The sequence below is a fragment of the Bradyrhizobium xenonodulans genome (assembly GCF_027594865.1).
GTDB lineage: Bacteria > Pseudomonadota > Alphaproteobacteria > Rhizobiales > Xanthobacteraceae > Bradyrhizobium > Bradyrhizobium xenonodulans.
This window is the reverse complement of sequence record NZ_CP089391.1, coordinates 533,009-550,775: the sequence shown is the minus strand read 5'-3', so window position 1 is coordinate 550,775 and position 17,767 is coordinate 533,009. Positions and strand designations below refer to the sequence as shown.

The 17,767-nt window shown below is 64.5% G+C and carries 13 protein-coding genes; 5 read left to right on the top strand and 8 right to left on the bottom strand.

The genetic code is table 11. The annotated features are described in order from the left end of the window. The gene (locus tag I3J27_RS02590) at positions 1-1,488 is read right to left on the bottom strand and encodes an MFS transporter (protein ID WP_270173019.1); all 1,488 of its coding nucleotides are present in this window, start codon (positions 1,486-1,488) and stop codon (positions 1-3) included. Positions 1,489-1,670: 182 nt separating this feature from the next. On the opposite strand from I3J27_RS02590, the gene I3J27_RS02585 reads away from it, so the two are divergent. After that, a complete protein-coding gene (locus tag I3J27_RS02585; protein ID WP_270164880.1) occupies positions 1,671-2,057 on the top strand; it encodes a DUF3175 domain-containing protein in 387 nt (128 codons plus the stop codon). A 112-nt stretch (positions 2,058-2,169) separates the two neighbouring features. Here I3J27_RS02585 and I3J27_RS02580 read toward each other — a convergent pair whose 3' ends face one another. Continuing rightward, the gene (locus tag I3J27_RS02580) at positions 2,170-4,203 is read right to left on the bottom strand and encodes a methyl-accepting chemotaxis protein (RefSeq protein WP_270164878.1); all 2,034 of its coding nucleotides are present in this window, start codon (positions 4,201-4,203) and stop codon (positions 2,170-2,172) included. A 214-nt stretch (positions 4,204-4,417) separates the two neighbouring features. Next, on the bottom strand, positions 4,418-6,457 hold the full coding sequence (locus tag I3J27_RS02575) for a methyl-accepting chemotaxis protein (protein WP_270164876.1): 2,040 nt from the start codon (positions 6,455-6,457) through the stop codon (positions 4,418-4,420). 250 nt (positions 6,458-6,707) lie between these two features. On the opposite strand from I3J27_RS02575, the gene I3J27_RS02570 reads away from it, so the two are divergent. Further along, positions 6,708-7,874: an FIST N-terminal domain-containing protein gene (locus tag I3J27_RS02570; RefSeq protein WP_270164874.1), complete on the top strand. Its 1,167-nt coding sequence runs from the start codon at positions 6,708-6,710 to the stop codon at positions 7,872-7,874. Beyond that, positions 7,871-9,229, top strand: coding sequence for a hybrid sensor histidine kinase/response regulator (locus tag I3J27_RS02565; RefSeq protein ID WP_270164872.1), 1,359 nt, complete (start codon positions 7,871-7,873; stop codon positions 9,227-9,229). The genes I3J27_RS02570 and I3J27_RS02565 overlap by 4 nt, the downstream gene beginning before the upstream one ends. Before the next feature lie 10 nt (positions 9,230-9,239). Here I3J27_RS02565 and I3J27_RS02560 read toward each other — a convergent pair whose 3' ends face one another. The 5 genes from I3J27_RS02560 to I3J27_RS02540 form a co-directional block, all read right to left on the bottom strand. Next, positions 9,240-9,926 (bottom strand): response regulator, encoded by a 687-nt coding sequence (locus I3J27_RS02560; RefSeq protein WP_270164870.1) that lies wholly within the window; start codon positions 9,924-9,926, stop codon positions 9,240-9,242. Positions 9,927-10,029: 103 nt separating this feature from the next. Next, positions 10,030-10,716, bottom strand: coding sequence for a response regulator (locus tag I3J27_RS02555; RefSeq protein WP_270164868.1), 687 nt, complete (start codon positions 10,714-10,716; stop codon positions 10,030-10,032). A 122-nt stretch (positions 10,717-10,838) separates the two neighbouring features. Then, the gene (locus I3J27_RS02550; RefSeq protein ID WP_270164866.1) at positions 10,839-12,035 is read right to left on the bottom strand and encodes a c-type cytochrome; all 1,197 of its coding nucleotides are present in this window, start codon (positions 12,033-12,035) and stop codon (positions 10,839-10,841) included. Between the two features lie 120 nt (positions 12,036-12,155). Further along, positions 12,156-13,871, bottom strand: coding sequence for a PQQ-dependent methanol/ethanol family dehydrogenase (locus tag I3J27_RS02545; RefSeq protein WP_270164864.1), 1,716 nt, complete (start codon positions 13,869-13,871; stop codon positions 12,156-12,158). A gap of 277 nt (positions 13,872-14,148) precedes the next feature. After that, a complete protein-coding gene (locus tag I3J27_RS02540; RefSeq protein WP_270164862.1) occupies positions 14,149-14,370 on the bottom strand; it encodes an SRPBCC domain-containing protein in 222 nt (73 codons plus the stop codon). Between the two features lie 480 nt (positions 14,371-14,850). On the opposite strand from I3J27_RS02540, the gene I3J27_RS02535 reads away from it, so the two are divergent. Next, entirely contained in the window at positions 14,851-15,336 is a 486-nt protein-coding gene (locus I3J27_RS02535) for a (2Fe-2S)-binding protein (RefSeq protein ID WP_270164860.1), read from the top strand. 85 nt (positions 15,337-15,421) lie between these two features. Continuing rightward, positions 15,422-17,764: a xanthine dehydrogenase family protein molybdopterin-binding subunit gene (locus I3J27_RS02530; RefSeq protein ID WP_270164858.1), complete on the top strand. Its 2,343-nt coding sequence runs from the start codon at positions 15,422-15,424 to the stop codon at positions 17,762-17,764. The last annotated feature ends 3 nt before the right edge of the window (positions 17,765-17,767 follow it).

The window sequence follows — 17,767 nt, the reverse complement described above, 5'->3', positions numbered from 1 at the left end:
CTACTCCATAAAGGCAAGCGGCCGCGCGATTTGTTCGAGCGATTTGCGTTCCGCGGAGACGGCGTAGCGCCACGCCACGATCGCCGCCGCGATCATCAGGAAGGCCCCCAGCAGATAGCCGGCGAACACGCTGGTGCGTGATCCGGTATCGATCAGCGCACCGAACAGCGCGGGTCCGATCACGCCGCCGATGCCGGTGCCGACCGCATAGAACACCGCGATCGCCAGCGCGCGCACTTCCAAGGGGAACGTCTCGCTGACGGTCAGGTAAGCCGCGCTCGCGGCGGGCGAGGCAAAGAAAAAGATGACCATCCAGGCAATCGTCTGCCCCTGCGCGCTCAGCGCGCCGATCGAGAACAGATAGCCCGAGAGCGCCAGCAGCAGGCCCGACACGCCGTAGGTGAACATGATCATGACGCGTCGGCCGAGCGTGTCGAACAGACGGCCGAGCAGCAGCGGGCCGAAGAAATTGCCGGCGGCGAACGGCAGGATGTACCAGCCGACCTGGTCGGCACTGATGCCGTAGAAGTCGGTCAGTATCAGGGCGAAAGTGAAGAAGATCGCGTTGTAGAAGAAGGCCTGCGCGCTCATCAGCACCAGGCCGACCAGCGCGCGCTGGCGATAGGTGGAGAACAGCGTGTGCACGACCTCGCGGATCGGGGTGTGGCTGCGCATCCGAAGGCGGATCTTCGTGAAGCGGCCATCGCTCGTATCCTGGTCGTGTCCGATCACCGAGCGCTCGATCTCGTCGACGATGGCATGAGCCTGATCGGGCCGGCCGTGAATCATCAGCCAGCGTGGACTTTCCGGGATCCACATCCGCATCAGCAACACCACGAGGCCGATGGCCGCGCCGATGAGATAAGCAAGGCGCCAGCCGAGATCGGGGCCGATCGTTGCGGGATCGAGCAGCACGATGGCCGCCACCGCGCCCATTGCGGCACCGATCCAGAAGCTGCCGTTGATCACGAGATCGGTCCAGCCGCGGTAGCGCGCCGGCACCAGCTCCTGAATCGTCGAATTGATCGCGGTGTATTCGCCGCCGATGCCGGCGCCGGTGAGGAAACGGAACAGCGCGTAGCTCGCGACATTCCACGACAACGCGGTCGCCGCCGTCGCCGAGAGATAGAGGGCAAGGGTAATGAAGAACAATTTCTTGCGGCCAATCCGATCGGTAAGCCAGCCGAAGCCGAGCGCACCAAGCACCGCACCGGCGAGATAGGCCGAGTTGGCAATACCGAGATCGAGATTGGAGAACTGCAGCATCGGGCTCTGCTTGAGCGCGCCGGAGAGCGCGCCGGCCAGCGTGACCTCGAGCCCGTCGAGAATCCAGGTGATCCCGAGCGCCAGCACGACACGGGTGTGAAAACCGCTCCACGGCAGCGCATCGAGCCGCGAGGGAATGCTGGTCTCGACGATGCGGTCGGTCGCGGCCGCCGCCGGGATCGCAGATCCATAGTTCGGCGCTGGGCTTTGCTGCAATTCCATCGCGTTGTTGCGTTTGACCAATGAAGGTGGCCCCGGTTCACATGATGTGGGCGAGGCTGATCCGATCATGGGGGTGCGGCATTCTGCCTGCCACCTGCGACAACGTCCGCGGCAAGGGCAGGTTCCCCCAGGAACGCCTGCTGGGACCGTCCGTTTCCGATGGAGCCGCAAGGAGTTGATGCATGGCTCACGTCAGAAAGACGACACATTCGCCGAAAGCTGGCGCGCGAAAGACGACACACAGGAAGACCAGCGCGAGGCGTAGCACCACTGCGCGCAAGAGGACGAACCGCGCCACGCCAAAGCGCTGGTCGCAGCGCGTGACCAGGGAGAGCGATGCGCTCGACCTCAAGCCAGGCGTGTTCAAGCTGACCAGCGCAAGGAGGATCGCGGCCTCGCTGAAGCGCTCGGCCGAGCACAGCGCGCGCCGCAAGACCGGCGCCTACCGATCGGCATTGTCGATGCTGACCTTCTACATCAATCGTGCCGGCAAGACGCTGCCGAAAACACAACGCACGCGGCTGGAGCGGGCGAAGGTGGAATTGAAGCGGGCGTTCGGGAGGGAGTGAGATTGTAGGGTGGGTTAGGCGAAGGCGTAACCCACCGCTTTAGGCGCGGCAGTGAAATCAAGGTGGTGGATTACGCTACGCTAATTCACCCTACGAGTAATTCCAGCGGTCTCTACGCCGCCCGGATATTCCCCATGAACCGATCGAGCTCGGCGCGCAGGCGGGTGCTTTCCGATGACAGCGACCTGGCCGAGTTCAGCACCTCTTCCGAGGCCGAGCCGGTTTCGGCGGCGCCGCGGTTGACCTGGCCGATATCGGTGGCGGCGGTCTGGGTGCCCTGCGCCACGGTCTGGACGCTGCGCGCGATCTCCTGCGTCGCCGCACCCTGCTGCTCGACGGCGCTGGCAATCGACGTCGAGATCGACGAGATCTGGCCGATGGTCGCACCAATCTCCTTGATCGCGGCGACCGACTCTGCGGTTGCGCCCTGCATCCCCATGATGTGGGAGGAGATTTCGTCCGTCGCCTTCGCCGTCTGGCTCGCCAGCGACTTCACTTCGCTGGCGACCACCGCAAAGCCACGGCCGGCCTCGCCGGCACGTGCCGCCTCGATGGTGGCGTTGAGCGCCAGAAGGTTGGTCTGCTCGGCAATCGCCGTGATCAGCTTGACGACTTCGCCGATCTGCTGAGCGGCATGGGACAGCTTGCCGATACGCGTATCGGTTTCCTTGGCCTGGACCACGGCAGCTTCGGCAATGCGGCTGGAGTCGCGGACCTGACGGCCGATCTCTTCGACCGAAGCCGACAGCTCTTCGGTCGCGGTTGCGACCGATTGCATGTTGCTGGAGGCCTGCTCGGAGACGCCGGCGACCTGGTTCGACAGGCTCTGCGTGGTCTCGGCCGTACGCGTCAGCGTGGACGCAGCCGATTCGAGCTGCACGGCGGAGGATGAGACGTTGGAGACGATGGCGCCGACGGCGCTTTCGAAATCGTCTGCAAAGCGAATCAGCTCGGAGCGGCGGCTCGCGGCCTGCTCTCTATTCTGGGCTTCGCTGGCGGCGGCATCGCGCTCCGCCTTGGCCACGGCCTGCACCTTGAACTCTTCAACCGCGCCGGCCATCTCGCCGATCTCGTCCTTGCGGCCGAGCCCCGGCAGCACGACGTCGAAATTGCCGGACGCCAGCTCGCGCATCGCCTTGCACATCGCGATCATCGGGCGCGAAATGCCGTTGCCGAGCATCAGGGCCAGCACGGCGCCGATGGTGAGGCCGCCCAGCGCCATCATCAGCATCAGCCGCTCGGTCTCGACGATGGTGGCATTGGCACCCGCCTCGATGCGCTGCTGATCGGCTGAGAGATCCGACTTCAGCTCGGCCGAGAGCTTCAGGATGGTCGCCGCGGTCTTGGTCATCTCGCCGTTCGACTTGACGATGACTTTCACGTTCTCGGTGAGCTTCGAGAAGGAGGTGCGGTACTGCTTCAGCAGATTGCCGATCTCGGTGACGCGGTCAGTGATCTTCTGGTCGTTGGCATAGATCGAGACCAGCAGGGTCTCCAGGAACTTGATACGGGCGATCACGCCGTCGGCGGTCTTCGGCTCCGGCTTGGCGACGAAGGCGCTGACCGAGGTGGAAACCGCCAGATATTGCGACGTGATGTCCTTGGCCGTGGTCTGAACCGATGCGAGCCCGGCGAGCGCCGCGGTGTCGGCGAGATCGTCGAATTTGAAGCGAATCTTGTTGCCGACGCTGTTGAGCTCGTCCGCCGCGATCTTGTTGTTCGCGCGCGTCAGCGTGATGATCTCGCTGAACACCTTTGTAAAGCTCTGGAACTCGGCCTCGAGCTTGCCGACCTGCTCGCGGCGCGCCGCACCGGTGGTCGCGGCCATCGACTTGGCGATCGCGCCCTTCAGATTCTCTTCGGCCGCCTTGGCCGCGGTCTCGTCATCGGCCGCGCCGGTCATCGTATAGGCCCGCGCCAGCCCCTGGTAGCTGATCAGCTCGCGATCGACGGTTCGCGCAAGATCCGCTTCGGACACGCTGGTTCGGTAGGAGGCTACGGCGCCCTGGATCCGCTCGAAGCCGAAATAGGCAAAAGCCATGCTGACGGCGAGGATGGCGAGCACCGCCACGAAACCGAGGATGATTTTTGCGCGAAAACGCAAGGTGAGCAGCTTCGATGTGTTCGGTTTCGACTTGACGGGCATTCCCCACCCCATTCCATTCGCGGAAAACCAGGCGCAGCCGGGAAGCAGCCCGCTCCCCGACTCTCCGGCACGTTACGGGGCAAAGGATAAGCTGTGGTAAATTTGTGGCGCCGCAACTGGCGGTTAGATGACGCGGGGGCGGTCGCCAACGCGCCGTTAAAGCAGAGTAAACCGGCGACAATCGACGCGTTGGTGGATGGCGCTACAGCGCGGCTTACGCCGCCCGGATATTCGCCATGAACCGATCGAGCTCGGCGCGCAGGCGGTTGCTTTCGCTGGAGAGGGTCTTGGCCGAGTTCAGCACCTCTTCCGAGGCTGAGCCGGTTTCGGCGGCGCCGCGGTTGACCTGGCCGATATCGGTGGCGGCGGTCTGGGTGCCCTGCGCGACGGTCTGGACGCTGCGGGCGATCTCCTGGGTCGCCGCGCCCTGCTCTTCCACCGCGCTCGCGATCGAGGTCGAGATCGACGAAATCTGGCCGATGGTCGCGCCGATCTCCTTGATCGCGGCGACCGATTCGGCCGTGGCACCCTGCATGCCCGTGATGTGCGAGGAAATCTCGTCGGTGGCTTTCGCGGTCTGGCTGGCCAGGGACTTCACCTCGCTGGCGACCACCGCAAAGCCGCGGCCGGCCTCGCCGGCGCGCGCCGCCTCGATGGTGGCGTTGAGCGCGAGAAGGTTGGTCTGCTCGGCAATCGCCGTGATCAGCTTGACCACCTCTCCGATCTGCTGAGCGGCGTGGGATAGCTTGCCGATACGCGTATCGGTTTCCTTGGCCTGGACCACGGCAGCTTCGGCAATGCGGCTGGAGTCGCGGACCTGGCGGCCGATCTCTTCGACCGAAGCCGACAGCTCTTCGGTCGCGGTCGCGACCGACTGCATGTTGGAAGAGGCCTGCTCGGACACGTCGGCAACCTGGCTCGACAGGCTCTGCGTGGTCTCGGCCGTACGCGTCAGGGTGGACGCAGCCGATTCGAGCTGCACGGCGGAGGATGAGACGTTGGAGACGATGGCGCCGACGGCGCTTTCGAAATCGTCTGCAAAGCGAATCAGCTCGGAGCGGCGGCTCGCGGCCTGCTCTCTATTCTGGGCTTCGCTGGCGGCGGCATCGCGCTCCGCCTTGGCCACGGCCTGCACCTTGAACTCTTCAACCGCGCCGGCCATCTCGCCGATCTCGTCCTTGCGGCCGAGCCCCGGCAGCACGACGTCGAAATTGCCGGACGCCAGCTCGCGCATCGCCTTGCACATCGCGATCATCGGGCGCGAAATGCCGGTGCCGAGCAGGAAGGCCAGCATCGCACCGAGCAGCGTACCGCCGACGGCCAGCATCAGCACGAGCTGCTCGGTCCGCCCGATGGTCGCCTCCGACTCGGAATCCAGCCGCTGCTGTTCGGCGACGAGGTCCGCCTTCATGGCGGTCGCTCCTTGCAGGATCGCACCGGCCGAGCCGCTCATCTCGGTCACGAGCTCGTCGACCAGCTTGGCATTGGCGATCAGCTTCTCCAGCGACTCGCGATAGGCCACGAGCAGCGCCTTGGCGTCCTTCAAACCGGCGACGATCTTGTCGTCCATGGAGTAGACCGCGCCGAGCGAGTTCTCGACGAATTTCAGCCGTGCCATCGCACTGGCTCCGACGGCCTGGTCCGAGTTGAGGATGAAATTGTTCGCCGCCGCACTGGCGGTCTGGAACTGGGCGTTGACCTGCTTGGTGCCGAACTCGATCGCCTGCGCTTCCGCGTCGGAGGCATTGTTGCCGATGTCGTCGAGCTTGTATTTCAGGAGGTTCGCGTTGCGCTGGAGCTGGTTCTGGACCAGAAGCGCGCTGTCGCGCTTGGCCTGCAGAATCTTGGCGAAGGTCGCCGAGAAATTGGAAAACTCCTTGGCGAGCTTGTCGAGGCTCTCCAGCCGCGCCGGCTTCTTGGCATTCTTGATCGCCTGATCGATGGCATTCTTCAGGCTGGCCTCGGCATCCAGCGCCGCCTTTGCGTCGTCTTCCTTGCCGGTCACCACGAAATAGCGGGCGGCCGAACGATAGCCTAGCAGCTCGCGGTCGATGTTGCGGGCGAGGTCGGCCTCCGAAACGCTGGTGCGGTAGGACCCGACCCCGGACGAGACCCGCTCAAAGCCGAAATAGGAGAAGGCCATGCTGCCGGCGGAGATCGCCAGCACGACGGCAAAGCCCAAAATAATCTTGGCGCGGAACCTGAGGGTCGGAAATATTGTGCGCTTCGACGGCGACGCGATACGCCCGGACATTCCCACCCCCATTTTCATTCGACCGCGATCCGGAGGCGCCCCGCCTCCAGACCCGGATGCGTAAAACTAAGGCGGAATGAATAAGGGGCGGTAAATTCGTCCGCCTTCCGGCAAAGGTCGCATTCGTGCGGAGCTCGCGCGCCCCGCGGGTCTGGTCGCCGTATTGCGACCAGATGAAAAAAGCCATACTCTTTGAGCACTTGACCGGCACTTGGCACCAGACCAAGCGGTCCTCGAGGAGGGAAACGGAGTGGGGCAAACCGACTTTCGGTTTGGCGATACGTCTGGCGTTGCCGTCGCGAAGTCGAAGGCCGCGGGCGCCGAGCAAGCCGTTGCCGAGCTCGTCACGCAGCTTCCATCCGACGACCTGGCGCTGATCCTGCTCTTCGTCTCTCCCAGCTACGATCCCCATCAATTCATCGGGGAGATCAGCCGACGATTTGACGGGATCCCGGTCTGTGGTTGCACGACCGCAGGCGAGCTCGCCCCTGACGGCTGGGACGAGAACAGCGTCGTCGCCCTCGCCTTCAGTCGCGCCGACTTCTCGGCCGTGGCTCGCCCGATTCTCAATCTCGACGGTTTTCGCGTCGAGGACGGCCGCAGGATCGGCGCCGAGCTTCGGCAGGAACTGCTGCGGGTGCCCTCGCAGGTCGAGCGCGGAAATTCGTTCGGACTGGTGCTGATCGACGGCCTGTGCCGCCGCGAAGAGGCGGTCATGTCCGCGATCTATGCCTCGCTGGACGACATTCCGATCGTGGGTGGATCTGCCGGCGACGGGATGCGCTTCGAGAAGACCTGGGTGTTCGTCGACGGCAAGGCGCATACCAACGCCGCTCTTCTAATTCTCCTGAACACGTCGCTGCCGTTCCGGGTTTTCAAGTGCGACAATTTCGAACCGCGGCCGCAGAAGATGGTTGTCACCGAGGCCGATATCGAGAGCAGAACCGTCAGGGAGCTGAACGCCGAGCCGGCAGCCCAGGAATATTCCCGCGTCGTCGGGATCATGGATGCCAAGCTCGATCCGTTCTCGTTTGCCTCGCATCCGGTGCTGGTCCGCGTCGGCGGCTCCTACTACGCGCGGTCGATCCAGCGTGTCGAGCCGGATGGCTCCCTGCACTTCTTTTGCGCCATCGACGAAGGCATGGTGCTGACGGCGGCGGCCTCGCTCAGCCTTGTCGGCACGACGCGCGAGGCCTTCGCCGAAACGCGCGACCAGATCGGCGACGTCTCGCTCTATATCGGCTTCGAATGCCTGCTGCGCCGGCTCGACGCCGAGCAGCACCAGCTCGCCCGTGACATGTCCGAGCTCTACCGCCAGAATCGGGTGGTCGGTTTTCATACCTATGGCGAACAGTTCGGCTCGATGCACGTGAACCAGACGTTCACGGGAGTCGCCATCGGAAGGCGATCGCCGTGACGGAGGTGTGGCAGGATCCCGGAACGGTCGAAGAGTTGCGGCGGGAAACGGCGAAGCTGAAGAAGATCAACGCGGCGCTGATGTCCCGCGTCGAGCGTTCGATGGACCAGCAGTTCAACGCCTTTTCGCTATTCGAGACGGCCATCGCGCTCGACCGTCAGGTTCGGGACCGGACGCACCAGCTGCGCGAGGTGCTGCATTCGATCGAACGCGCCAATGAGGATCTTTACCGCGCCAAGCAGCAGGCCGAGGCCGCGAGCTCGCTCAAATCATCGGTGCTGATCTCGGTCACTCACGACCTGTTGCAGCCGTTGAATGCGGCCCGCCTGACGCTGTCGGCGCTGACCGAGATGATGGAATCGCAGGAGGCGGGCTTGCTGATCGATCAGGTTGACCGGTCGCTGGTGACGCTCGAGGACATGCTGCGGTCGCTGCTCGAGATCGCAAAGCTCGACGCCGGGGCGCTCCGGCCCGACGTGCGTCCCCTGGCGCTCGCCCCGGTGTTCGAGCAGCTCCGCGACGAATTCGCGCCGATTGCCGCGCGGCAAGGCCTCTCCTTGCGCATCCGCACGTCGCCGGTGGCGGTATCGTCGGACGCCATGATGCTCCGGCGTATCCTGCAAAATCTGCTTGCCAATGCCATCCGCTACACCCGCAGCGGCGGCATCGTGATGGGGTGCCGGCGCCGAAACAACCGCATCTGCGTCCAGGTCTCCGATACCGGGCCGGGGATTGCGCAGGCGCAGCAGGAAGCGATCTTTCGCGAATTCCAGCGTGGCGAAGTCAGCGCAACCGACCAGGCCGGGTTTGGCCTCGGTCTCTCTATCGTTCGCCGCTTCGCAACCGTGCTCGGACACGGGGTGCGATTGTCGTCGCAGATCGGCAAAGGATCGACGTTCACCCTGGAGCTCGAACCGGCCGACCTCGCCGATGTCGGCGACGAGGTGCAGGAGGCCAAGCTCGCCGAACGGCAATATGGCGGGCTCGAAGGCGCCAAGATCCTGCTGGTCGAGAACGATCCGTCCGGCTCCGAGGCCATGGCCGCCCTGCTGGAAGGGTGGGGCTGCGACGTCGCGATCACGCGATCGGCCTCGGACGCGCTACTGCGCCTCAGCGAGCTGGGCGGCGCGCCCGACGCCGTCATCGCCGATCTGCATCTCGACCACGGCGAGAGTGGACTGGCGGCCGTCGCCGACATCCGGCAGCAGCTCAAGCTGGACGTGCCCGCGATGATCATCACCGCCGACTATTCCGACAATGCCGCCAAGGAAGCGAGCCTCCATGGGCTCGAGGTGTTGAAGAAGCCGATCAAGCCGGCCGAAATGCGCGCGCTGCTGTCGTTCCTGCTGGCTTGAGCCGCGGTGACTATTCGGACTGCGCGCGATCGTGCTTCGTCCGCGTCCCTGCTCCCGCCAGCGTCGCAAAATCGATCCGCGACATTTCGACGATCGCCTTGGTGCGGCTCAACACATTCAATTTGCGCAGGATGTCCGAGACGTGAACCTTCACGGTGGTCTCGGAAATCTTCAGTTCATAAGCGATCTGCTTGTTCTGCAGGCCGCGCTTGAGCATTTCGAGGACGCGCAATTGCTGCGGCGTGAGATCATGCAGGCGCTTCAGCAGCTCACGGGCAGGACCTGCGGCCCGCTGCGGCCGGAGTGCACGATAGGCATGGGGCACACAGACCGAGCCGCGCAACGCCTCGCCGAGCGACTGGGCAAGCTCCTGCTTGGATGAGGATTTGAGGATGTAACCGGACACGCCGAGCGACAAGGCGCCCGAGATGATCTGCGGGTCCTGATGCCCCGACACGATGACGACGGGAACCTTCGGGAACGCCTTGCGGATGCGAACGATGCCCGAGAGGCCGGTGGTGCCCGGCATCGAGAGATCGAGCAGGACGAGATCGAACTCGGCGCTTGCGGACAATTGCTCGAGCGCGCCGTCGATCGACGTCGCCTCCAGCATGTCGGCATCCGGCGCCGCCATTTGCAGGGCCCCTTCGAGCGCCTCGCGAAACAGCGGGTGGTCTTCGACAATCAGAAATCGCATCGCGCGTGAGCCATTCCAAATCGCTGCCGGGTTCGACGTCATGCGAGGATGTATCAACCGGCCCGGGCCGGATTGATCCAGATCAAACGGGCGAAGGCGCGGATCACTGCGGCCTCCCGCGCTCGGCCCTCGCAAAGGGCCGGCTCCTGGGATCGGGCAGCTCCATCTTGCCGATCTCGATGATCGCCTTGTTGCGGCTGAACAGCCCGAGCTTGCGCAGGATCTCGGTGATATGCGCCTTCACCGTGGATTCGGCGAGCTGGAGCTCCTGCGCGATCTGCCGGTTCGGATAGCCGCGGCGAAGCAGGTCCAGCACGCGAAGCTGCTGCGGCGTGAGCTCGCGCAGCTTGACCTCGAGGGCCTTGCTGGTCTCGGCCCGTCGCCGCTGCGGCGCCGCCACGAAATCCCTCGGGACCGATATCGAGCCGGCGAGCACACCCTCGATAGACAGGGCCAGCTCGCGTTTCGACGTCGACTTCGGGAGATAGCCGGCTGCGCCGAGCGCCAGCGCCTCGCGGACCACATGCTGGTCCTCCTCGCTCGACACGATGGCGACGGGCAGGCGCGGATAGGTTTCGCGCAGGCGGAGAAAACCGGAGAAGCCGGTCGCGTCCGGCAGCGAGAGATCGAGCAGCGCGAGGTCGATTCCCTGCTCGACCGACAGGATGTGCAGGGCATCCTCGATCGACATCGCCTCGAGAATGCGGGCCTCGGGCAAGGCCAGCCGCACCGCATTGCCGAGCGCTTCGCGAAACAGCGGGTGATCGTCGATGATCAGGAAGCTGGCCATGGCGCCTTCCAGAATTCCACCGCGCGAGGGGTGGCAGCGCATCCATCCCGCGCCGGTCCGGTGTCGGGAGGATGCCGGATGGACGCTAGCACATCTTCCCGAACCCGTCCGGTCAAGACCGATCAATCGTTCGATTCCGCCTGAACCGTCAGCAGGAACGAATAGATGCTGTCGAACTGCTCGTCGGTGAAGACCTCGCTCCAGGCCGGCATGCCCTTGGCGGGCCGTCCGTCGTGCACGGTCTTCCAGAACGTATCGCGCATGTCGTCGCCGTAGCGGTGGCGCAACAGGCGCAGGTCGATCTTCCGCTCGCTCTGGATGGCGTCGGGGCCATGGCAATGTGCGCAGGTCCCGTTGAAGATCTCCTTGCCGGCGCCGACGGTTGCCGCGTTCAGCGCGGATGCGTCGCCCTTGGCCTCGGTCGCCACCCCATTTGCCACCTGCACCACGCTCGCCCCGGGCCCGGTTCCGGTCGTCGTTCCCGCCGGCACGGCCTGGGCCGCGCCGAAGCGAACCGGCTGCCCGGCCGGCAAACCGTATTTCACCGCAAGACCGGCGATCGTGCCCTGGAGCTGCGGCAGGATCGCATCGACGCGATCGCGCAGCTCCGCCGAGGTCTTCGCGAAGCCGATGGCGGCATCCCACGACAAGCCTTCGCCTTCGGTGAGCTGGATTTGATAGCGGTCATTGTAGGCGGTCTTGTTCAGCCAGCCGGCGACGGGCCCCCAGATGAAGGCGACGTCGGCCTTGCCCTGGTCGAGCGCCTGCATGCCCTCCTCGGGCGACAGCACCGTCACCTTCTGAATGTCGTCGCGCGTCGCAAGAAGGTTTTGCGGCGTGCTGGCGTACTGGACGGCGACGCGCCTGCCCTTGAGGTCGTCGACGCCGCCGAGCGCCAGCCCCCTGGCCGCGACCAGGGCGTAGCCTTCCTTCGCAAAGCTATTCGAGAAGATCACGGCCGGTCCCATGAAATCCTCGGAGCGCGGCAAGCCGATCATGGCGTCGCACTGCTTTCCCAGCAGCGTGACACGCACCGTGCGCTTGCCGAAATAGGACTTGTACCAGTCGTAAGCGATCGGTTCGCCGAGCGCCTGCGCCAGCGCCCGGCCGATCTCGACGTAGAAGCCCGGCTGCGACGGACTATCGCTCGAGAACGGCAGATTGGTCGGATCTGCGCAGAGACGGAACGGCTTCGCATCGTCTGCGCGCGCCGTTGCGGTGGGTGCGATCGTCGCGGCCACGGCAGCCCATGCGAGGAGCCCGCCGACGATGCGATTTCGGCCCTTGCCGCTTCCAAGACTGTTCGGACGCATCCTCATCTCCCGTGATCTGTAGATCGTTGACCGGCGTTGCGGCATGGAATCCGGCCGATGCCGCAACCGCGCAATTTCAAAGAACGCGCGCGTATCCCGTCACCTCCGGGATACGCGCGCGAGTGGTCACTGGACCGAGAACACGAAGAGCGACCCGCCCTCGGGAGCTGCGGCCGTCATCTTCTTGCCGATCTCGCCCAGGAACGCGGGCAGCGCGGCCGTGCGGCCAACGACGATGGCGACATATTGCTTGCCGTCGACACTGTAGGTCACCGGGCCCGCGCCGATGCCGGAGCCGAGATTCTTGCTCCAGAGCACCTTGCCGGACTTCGCATCGATGGCGCGGAAGTCGCCATGGATGTTGCCGGCGAACACCAGACCGCCGGCGGTGGTCAGCGTGCCGCCATTGAACGGCAGGTCTTCCTTGATCGACCAGACCTTCTTCTGGGCGACGGGATCCCAGGCCACGAGCTCGCCTAGGAAGCCGCCGGGGCCCTCCTTGGTCGGGAATTCGGCGCCGAGATAGAACACGCCGCGCTTATAGGCGACATCGGAGACCGACCAATCCATGCAGACGTTGTTCGAGGGGATGTAGACGAGCCCGGTCTGCGGATTGAACGACATCGGCTGCCAGTTCTTGCCGCCGATCAGGTTCGGACAGATGTCCTTGGCGGGATGGTTCGGTCCGGGACGCTTGTCGGGATCCTCCTCCGCGCGCATGGTGTTGACGTCCCACTTCTTCGCCCAGTTCGAGAAGACGTATTTCTCCGCCGAAAGCACCTTGCCGGTCTCGCGGTTGGCGACGAAGAAGTAGCCGTTGCGATCCGCCTTCATCAGCGCCGGAACGGTACTGCCGCCGATCTTCAGATCCGCGAGCACGGCCTCGTTGACGCCGTCGTAGTCCCAGGCATCGGCCGGCGTGGTCTGGATGTGCCACTTGATCTTGCCGGTGTTGGGATCGAGCGCGAGCGTTGAGGCGGTGTAGAGATTGGTCAGCTTGCCGAAATTGCCGTCGCCGGTGGAGCGAACGCCGGTATTCCACGGACCGGGATTGCTGGTGCCCCAATAGACTGTGTCGGTCTTGGGATCGTAGGAGCCGACCAGCCAGGCCGCGCCGCCGCCATGCTGGGCGGAATCGCCCTTCCAGCTATCGCCGCCGGGCTCGTCCGGGCTGGGAACGGTGAACATCTGCCAGAGCTGCTTGCCGGTGTTGATGTCGAAGGCCTGGAGCGAGCCGCGCACGCCGTACTCGCCGCCGCCGAAGCCGGTGATGACCTTGTCGCGCACGACGAGCGGCGGCGAGGTGATGACCGAGCCCTGCTTGTAGTCGACCACCTTCGCCGTCCACAGCGACTTGCCGGTCGCGGCATCGAGCGCCGTCAGCTTGCCGTCGAGACGGCCGACGAAGATCTTGCCGTCGGCATAGGAGACGCCGCGGTTGTTCACGTCGCAGCAGGCATATTGCAGCACGTCATCGGGAATCTCGGGTTCCCAGGTCCACTTGCGCGCGCCGGTGGCGGCATCGAGCGCGTAGACGTATTTCGGACCCCAGGAGCTCGAGACGTAGAGCGTGTTGCCGACGACGATCGGCGAGGACTCGTTCGAGCGCAGCGACGCCAGCGAGAACGAATAGGCCAGCGTCAGTTTGCCTGCATTCTCGGTATTGATCTGCTTCAGCGGGCTGAAGCGCGTGTTGCCGTAGTCGTGGCCGGCAACGGCCCATTGATTCGAATCGGATTGCGCCTTGATCAGCGAGTCGTTGGCGCTGACGCCAAGCGTGCCGGCGGTCAGCATCGCAACCACCGAAATGCCGGCCAGAAAGCCCTTCGTTCCAAAGGTCATGTATTCCCTCCGTGGTGTTGTTGTGCACGCCATGTTGGGCGCCCGAGCGCGCTGCGCCCGCGATGCGCAGTTGTCTGCGAACCATCGATCGAAATTACAGCATCGCCTTCTCGCGCTCAGTATTGGCGGAAGGTAGTAGTGCGAATCATTGCCGGGTTTTGTCGCGCATCTCGTTGTCGACGCTCGCGTCTTGGCCGCGTTTTGCAGCTCGAAACGCGCCATCGAATTCGGGCGATGCCGTGTTGCAGTCCAACGATTCCGTTCGACCTCGCGCACATCATCGGCGCGTCCATCGCGATGACGGCGCTACCAAAGCGGCAAGACTTTCGAAGAAGTTCGCAGCGAGTTTGCGCGACGTCGAATCGATCAATCGCGAGCCGGGCTGTGCGAGCTTGCCGCCGATCTGCGCGTCGGTCTCGTCCTGCAGGATGGTCACGTCGGGCGATTCTTCCTCCAGCCCGACTTTCGCGCCGCCCTTGGCAAAACCGCCGGAGGCCACCGGCCTTCGATCAATCGCCAGGAAGGACCGGGGGCGCATGGACGAGGCGCGAGCGCCGGACCGCGGCGCCCAGCGCTCGAGACACGGGCCAGAATCTCAAGCAAAATCAGTTATTTATCGTTTTCACCGCGTACTACCAAGATCGCGATTACAAGGACGCGAGCGCGTGCTCCAATTTGCGGCAAGGAACAGATCATCCAGGGAGAGACAACGCGCGACAGGGCTGACCTCCGCAGACGGAGGCGGCGCGCGACAGCGACGATGTGACATTGCCTGCGGGCGCGATGCAGATCTTTCAGACCCACATTGCAGGTCGCGCCACGGGCTGGCGGCGGCCCGAACCATCATGACTCGATCGCGCGCCGGTGATGGCCGCCACGATGACCTTTCCATGACGCGAGATCATCAAAATGCCAGTTGCAAAGTTCTGCTTGCGCTGTCTCTAATTGGAATAATTACAAACATACGGGAGGACTCCACGTGTCTACAGTCAAACTGACGGTGAACGGCAAGGCCGTTGCTGTCGACGTCGAGGACCGCACGCTGCTGGTCCATCTGCTGCGGGACCACCTCAACCTCACCGGCACCCATGTCGGCTGCGACACCAGCCAGTGCGGCGCCTGCGTCGTGCACATGGACGGCAAGGCAGTGAAATCCTGCACCATGCTGGCGGGCCAGGCCGACGGCGCCAGCGTCACCACCATCGAAGGCATCGCCAAGGGCGACGAGCTGCACCCGATGCAGGCCGCCTTCCGCGACAATCATGGCCTGCAGTGCGGCTATTGCACCCCGGGCATGATCATGTCGGCGATCGACATCGTGCACCGTCATGGTGGCCAGCTCGACGAAGCCACCGTCCGCCAGGAACTCGAAGGCAATATCTGCCGCTGCACCGGCTACCATAACATCGTCAAGGCCGTGCTCGATGCGTCCGGCCGCATGAAGGTCTCGCAGGCGGCCGAGTAAGCGGCACGCCTCGAAACAAGAACCACCGCTGCCGCTTTCGAGGGAAAGCGCGGTCAAAACAAGTTTCCGGTCGGGAGGACCAGACATGGGTGTTGAAGGGATCGGCGCACGCGTCGTGCGCAAGGAAGACAAGCGTTTCATTACCGGCAAGGGCCGCTACGTCGACGACATCAAATTGCAGGGGATGACCCATGCCCATTTCATCAGAAGCCCGCACGCGCACGCCAAGGTGAAGAAGATCGACTCGTCCGCCGCGCTGAAGATGCCGGGCGTGGTCGCGGTGCTCACGGGACAAGAGATCGTCGACGACAAGGTCGGCAACCTGATCTGCGGCTGGGCCATCACCTCCAAGGACGGCAGCCCGATGAAGATGGGCGCATGGCCGGCGATGGCGCCGGAAACGGTGCGCTTCGTCGGTCAGGCCGTCGCGGTCGTGATCGCCGACAGCAAGAACCTCGCGCGCGATGCCGCCGAAGCCGTGGTCGTGGACTATGAAGAGCTGCCGGCAGTTGCCGACGTCCAGGCCGCGATCAAGGCCGGCGCACCGCAGCTTCATCCCGAAGCGCCCGGCAACCAGGTCTACGACTGGGTGATCGGCGACGAGGGCGCCACGGATGCCGCCTTCGCCAAGGCCGCCAATGTGGTCAAGCTCGACGTCACCAACAACCGCCTCGCCCCGAACGCGATGGAGCCGCGCGCGGCGATCGCGGACTACGACGCGGCGGAAGAGCACTTCACGCTCTATACGACTTCGCAGAACCCGCACGTCGCCCGCCTCGTGCTGTCGGCGTTCTACAACATCGCCCCCGAGCACAAGCTGCGCGTGATCGCGCCCGACGTCGGCGGCGGCTTCGGCTCCAAGATCTTCATCTATCCCGAGGAGATGGTGGCGCTGTGGGCCTCGAAGAAGGTTGGCCGTCCCGTGAAATGGACCGGCGACCGCACCGAGGCCTTCCTCACCGATGCGCATGGCCGCGACCATGTGACCCATGCCGAGATGGCGTTCGACGCCAACAACAAGATCACCGGGCTGAAGGTGAAGACCTACGCCAATTTCGGCGCTTACATGTCGCTGTTCTCGTCGTCGGTGCCGACCTATCTCTACGCGACGCTGCTGTCGGGCCAGTACAACATCCCGGCGATCCACGCCGAGGTGGTCGGGGTCTACACCAACACCACGCCGGTCGACGCCTATCGCGGTGCGGGCCGCCCCGAGGCGAGCTACCTGATCGAACGTTTGATGGAGACGGCCGCGCGGCAGCTCAAGGTCGATCCGGCCGCGCTTCGCCGGACCAACTTCATCACCCAGTTCCCGCACCAGACGCCCGTGATCATGGCCTATGACACCGGCGACTTTAACGCCTCGCTCGATGCGGCGATGAAGGCAATCGACTATGCCGGCTTTGCCGGGCGCAAGGCGCAGGCAAAATCGCAAGGCAAGCTGCGCGGCATCGGCGTGTCCTGCTATATCGAGGCCTGCGGCATCGCGCCGTCCAAGGCGGTCGGCAGCCTGGGCGCCGGCGTCGGCCTTTGGGAGTCGGCAGAAGTGCGCGTCAACCCGGTCGGCACCATCGAGATCCTCACTGGCTCGCACAGCCATGGCCAGGGTCACGAGACGACGTTCTGCCAGCTGGTCGCGGAGCGCCTGGGCGTTCCGATCAGCCAGGTCTCGATCGTGCATGGCGACACCGACAAGGTGCAGTTCGGCATGGGCACCTACGGCTCGCGCTCGGCAGCCGTCGGTCTCACCGCGATCCTGAAGGCCATGGAGAAGATGGAGTCCAAGGCGAAGAAGATCGCGGCGCACGCGCTTGAAGCGTCGGAAGGCGACATCGTCATCGAGAACGGCGAGTTCAAGGTGGCCGGCACCGACAAGGCGATCGCCTTCCCGATGGTCGCGCTCGCGGCCTACACCGCACACAATCTGCCTGACGGGATGGAGCCCGGGCTGAAGGAGAGTGCCTTCTACGATCCCTCCAACTTCACCTTCCCGGCCGGCACGTATATCTGCGAGCTTGAGGTCGATCCCGGCACCGGCAAGACCTCCTTCGTCAACTTCGTCGCGGCCGACGATTTCGGCCGGCTGATCAATCCGATGATCGTCGAGGGCCAGGTCCATGGCGGCCTGGTTCAAGGCATCGGACAGGCACTGCTCGAGCACGCCATCTACGATGCCAACGGCCAGCCGGTCACGGCCTCGTTCATGGACTACGCCATGCCGCGCGCCGACGATGTGCCCTCCTTCAACCTCTCCCACACCACGACGCTGTGTCCGGGCAATCCCCTGGGCATCAAGGGTTGCGGTGAGGCCGGCGCGATCGGCGCCTCTGCGGCCGTGATCAACGCGATCACGGATGCGATCGGCAAGAACAATCTGGAAATGCCCGCCACCCCTGACCGGGTGTGGCGCACGATCCACGCGGCTTAAAGG

Bases quoted from the DNA above. Each gene is read 5' to 3' on its own strand.
- I3J27_RS02590 (WP_270173019.1), bottom strand. From the start codon at position 1,488: ATGGAATTGCAGCAAAGCCCAGCGCCGAACTATGGATCTGCGATCCCG.
- I3J27_RS02585 (WP_270164880.1), top strand. From the start codon at position 1,671: ATGGCTCACGTCAGAAAGACGACACATTCGCCGAAAGCTGGCGCGCGA.
- I3J27_RS02580 (WP_270164878.1), bottom strand. From the start codon at position 4,203: ATGCCCGTCAAGTCGAAACCGAACACATCGAAGCTGCTCACCTTGCGT.
- I3J27_RS02575 (WP_270164876.1), bottom strand. From the start codon at position 6,457: ATGTCCGGGCGTATCGCGTCGCCGTCGAAGCGCACAATATTTCCGACC.
- I3J27_RS02560 (WP_270164870.1), bottom strand. From the start codon at position 9,926: ATGCGATTTCTGATTGTCGAAGACCACCCGCTGTTTCGCGAGGCGCTC.
- I3J27_RS02555 (WP_270164868.1), bottom strand. From the start codon at position 10,716: ATGGCCAGCTTCCTGATCATCGACGATCACCCGCTGTTTCGCGAAGCG.
- I3J27_RS02550 (WP_270164866.1), bottom strand. From the start codon at position 12,035: ATGAGGATGCGTCCGAACAGTCTTGGAAGCGGCAAGGGCCGAAATCGC.
- I3J27_RS02545 (WP_270164864.1), bottom strand. From the start codon at position 13,871: ATGACCTTTGGAACGAAGGGCTTTCTGGCCGGCATTTCGGTGGTTGCG.
- I3J27_RS02530 (WP_270164858.1), top strand. From the start codon at position 15,422: ATGGGTGTTGAAGGGATCGGCGCACGCGTCGTGCGCAAGGAAGACAAG.